General features: G+C 43.6%; 2 protein-coding genes and 1 pseudogene. 1 reads left to right on the forward strand and 2 read right to left on the reverse strand.

All coding sequences use genetic code 11. From position 1 onward, the window contains the following. Nucleotides 1-389: 389 nt before the first annotated feature. Nucleotides 390-1,310 carry a bifunctional riboflavin kinase/FAD synthetase gene (locus AB1797_13985; protein ID MEW5768697.1) on the reverse strand — a complete coding sequence of 307 codons (921 nt, stop codon included), beginning with the start codon at nucleotides 1,308-1,310 and terminating at the stop codon, nucleotides 390-392. Between the two features lie 93 nt (nucleotides 1,311-1,403). On the opposite strand from AB1797_13985, the pseudogene AB1797_13990 reads away from it, so the two are divergent. Next, a pseudogene (locus AB1797_13990) lies at nucleotides 1,404-1,514 on the forward strand (GxxExxY protein). A gap of 470 nt (nucleotides 1,515-1,984) precedes the next feature. Here AB1797_13990 and AB1797_13995 read toward each other — a convergent pair. Continuing rightward, nucleotides 1,985-2,194: hypothetical protein (locus AB1797_13995; GenBank protein ID MEW5768698.1), on the reverse strand; the 210-nt coding region annotated here is incomplete at its 5' end.

Consider the following 2,194-nt stretch of genomic DNA (forward strand, 5'->3'; position numbering starts at 1 on the left):
TTTTTATAGGAAGCAGAACTCTCTAAGGGTGTCTTTAATCCCTTCTGGACCCTTCCGGCTAATTTCAGGTAATACTGATGTTCCTGAACATTCATATCCCTTGATAATCCATATTTCCGGGCCAGCTATTATAATCTTGTAGTTTTATCTCTTTTATAAGTTATTATCGGATAAAAAAAGGGAATTTTTCAAAAATTTTCGACCTGTGCGGTTAAGAATTATAAGCAGTGATAGGACTATAGAGTGCAGCGACTTGCCATCTTTGGGTACTGAGGGATGAATAGTAGGGGCAACCCCCTGTGGTTGCCCTGTTGTTGCCCAGAGAATAGGAGTGGTTTTCTCATTCGCAGTAGAGATCTAACCGCCCAGGTCGAAAAGATTGATGGCTTTCAGGCCAATAGTAGGTTCCTGGCTATTTCTTCATCACGTTCGAGCTGCCTTTTAAGTTGGGTGGAATCACGGAAGGTCATATCCGACCTGAGGCGGGGGCCAAAGCGTACCCGAAGAGATTGACCATATAGATCTCCCTCGAAATCGAAAAGGTAGACTTCCAGGCTGTATTCTTTTTCTTGAAAGGTAGGACGATTACCTAAATAGGCCATCCCTGAATATGTTATCCTTTCAATTTCCACTTTGACGGCATAAACTCCATCACTCGGCAATAGGATTCTCTCATCGGTAAGCAGATTAGCGGTAGGATAACCCAGCTCCATTTTTCCCCGCCCAAGACCTGGAACAACCTGGCCCTCCACAGACGGCCAATGTCCGAGATAAGCGGAGGCTTCCTCTGTTTTCCCTTCCGAAATAAGGGTTCGGATAAGAGTGCTGCTAACCGCCACTCCGTTAATCTTCATAGGCTCAATTACCTCGACCCAAAATCCGTTTTTTTCCCCTATCTCCCTTAGAAGTTCAATATCACCTCTTCGTTTAAATCCAAAGGCATGATTATGTCCCACGCAAATTCCTGCCAACTTCAACTTTTTAAGAATAATATCTTGAAAAAATTCCTTAGGCTCAAGCTGAGCCAGGGTAGAGTCAAAGTTCATAATAAGAAAGACATCCACCCCTAAAGATGAAAGAAGTCTCTCTTTCTCAGTGGTACTCGTCAAAAGAGGCGGGCAGGCTTCAGGCTTTACTATTTGAAGGGGGTGAGGATCAAAGGTCATAATAAGGCTAAGCCCTTTTATTTGGCGGGCTGACTCGACTACTCTTTTTATAATACTTTGATGTCCCAGGTGAAGGCCGTCAAAGGCCCCCATACTCATTACGATCTGTTTTCCCAGCTCTTCAATTTTTCGTAAGACTTTCAATTTTGTTTCTCCCTGCAGTAATCGTTCACCACAGAGACACTGAGACACGGAGAATGATTTTAGAAAAAGCACTTACAGAGCAAATAATCGGGTCAGCAATATGAAGTTTATAGGCATTTAGGCCCTGGCTTATTAGAGTCAGCCTACGAAGAATGCCTTTGTCATAAACTCTATTTGCGTGGTCTAAATTTTGAACGACAAAGACCTCATTAAGAGACTTGTCCTTTAGATTTTTCTCGGTGTCTCTGTGTCTCCGTGGTGAGGTGAACGGTTACCTCATTTCAACCATCTCACAAGGCACATAGCCTTACAACGACATTTATTTCATCAACCCTCGAAGCCAAAGGGACGACGAAATTCATCACAACAAGGCAAACCCCAGAGGAATAATAGCACATCAAATAAACCTTGTCAATTTTATTTCACAAAAGACCATTGACTGCTCCATAGGCTAACTCTCGTATCCTCAGGGAAAGTCTTCAGTTTCTCAAGGGACTTGACGATCTTAATAAGGGAGAGCGCCGCTTTCAGAAAAGAAGATGATGGTAAGGGAATAAGGCCTTTCTTTTCCACTTGATGGCCCAATCTGGCGTGACCATCTTGGGGGACACCGGGAGCGATGTAGGGGCGAATGATTATTCGCCCCTACTTAGAATTTCGCCCCTACTTAGAATTTAGGCCAATTTTAGCCGCTCGGCCTCTTTCCGACCTCTTTCGACCTCTTTAATTGTCCGATTCCCCAAAAATTTTCCAACTTTTCGACCTGTACGGTTAGGCTGAGCCTTGGAAACCGCTAAAGCGGTTAGGATTCTATATGTTGTCTTATTCGCATCACCCTGATAAATCAGGGTGCTAATCTCAGTAGAAATGGGGATATTAATCTC

The sequence above is a fragment of the bacterium genome (genome assembly GCA_040753085.1).
Taxonomy (GTDB): domain Bacteria; phylum UBA9089; class JASEGY01; order JASEGY01; family JASEGY01; genus JASEGY01.